This window comes from Streptomyces sp. NPDC031274, from assembly GCF_055570235.1.
In genome coordinates, this window is the sequence record NZ_JBVIHP010000431.1 from 1 (window position 1) to 1,080 (window position 1,080).

General features: G+C 65.9%; 3 protein-coding genes. All 3 read right to left on the minus strand.

Translation table 11 applies throughout. The annotated features are described in order from the left end of the window. The coding region (locus tag ACZ5CR_RS46945) for a YgjP-like metallopeptidase domain-containing protein (protein WP_468870187.1) at positions 1-242 on the minus strand (242 nt) is incomplete at its 3' end. Between the two features lie 59 nt (positions 243-301). Then, on the minus strand, positions 302-625 hold the full coding sequence (locus ACZ5CR_RS46950) for a hypothetical protein (RefSeq protein ID WP_468870189.1): 324 nt from the start codon (positions 623-625) through the stop codon (positions 302-304). Positions 626-741: 116 nt separating this feature from the next. Beyond that, on the minus strand, positions 742-1,080 hold a 339-nt coding region (locus ACZ5CR_RS46955; RefSeq protein ID WP_468870190.1), incomplete at its 5' end, for a hypothetical protein.

Below are 1,080 nucleotides of genomic sequence, written 5' to 3' on the forward strand. Positions count from 1 at the left end.
CCGCGGATGAGTTCCCTTTGGGGGTTGTCGGGTGCGGTCTCGGCGAGGTGTGAGAGCTGGCGGTAGATCCACGAACGCCGTCGTTCGACGAGGGCGGTGGCCTCTGTGTCGGTGGTGGTGTCCGGGCCGCGGACGATGATGTTGCCGCCCCTGGTGACGGTGACGGTGAGCGTGGTTCTGTTGCTGGTGCGAACGGTGATGTCGGTGTTGCCGACACGTATGGTGCGGTCGCTGGTGGGCATGGTCGAGGGTCCTTGGAGCGGAGGGGTGGGCGGCCTGTTGGGCGAGCGTTCTGGTGCGGCTAGTGCTGGTCGCAGACCCAGGCCTGCGGGAGGCCGTGGACGGGGAGGTCGAGGACGCGTCGGCCGGTGCGGGGGCAGAGCTGGCAGGTGAGGTCGAAGGCGCGCAGCATCCGCAGTGGCCGTATCGGCTCCTCGTCGCGAAGTGTGATCGGTGAGTCGTGGCCTTCGAGTTCGAGGAGCCATAGCGGCTGGAGGTGACGCCGCTTCGTGAGGATGGTCAGTGGGCTGTCGTTGTCGATGAGGGCGAATGTGTCGCCTTCTTGCAGGGTGGTGGCGTGGACGGTCGGGGTCTGTTCGACGGTGACGATGAAGCTGTTGGGCATGGTGTTCCTTGGTTCGGGAGGGTGCCCCCTCTCAGCTCGTAGTGTTAATTCTACTATGCTTGAGAGGGGGGTCAAAGCCCGTATATGCAGGTCAAGCAGGGGTGGTGTGGCTTCCGTCAGGTCTCGACGCTGTCCGCATACCGCTCGGCGGTGGCGAGCATCAGAGCGAGCCCTCGGGCGAGCTTGCGGACTTCGCTGCTGAACAGGACCAGCTCGACGGCTTGCCCGTCGGTGCCGACGTGAAGACGGTCGCTGTACTGGGCCCGATGAGACTTTGCTTCGTAGTGCCCTGCCCTGGCGCGTGCCCAATCCTCGGCGCCGCGGAAGCGTCCCTTCTGAAACCAGGCGCGGTCCACGGCCGCATCGACAAACGTGCCCCACGCTAGGGCCGGCACGCGAGCGGCTTCGACTCTCGCGGTCGCCCCTTCGTCGTCGACCACGATGTACCAGTGGCC

Coding starts and splice junctions, on each gene's coding strand:
- ACZ5CR_RS46950 (WP_468870189.1), bottom strand. CDS start 625: ATGCCCAACAGCTTCATCGTCACCGTCGAACAGACCCCGACCGTCCAC.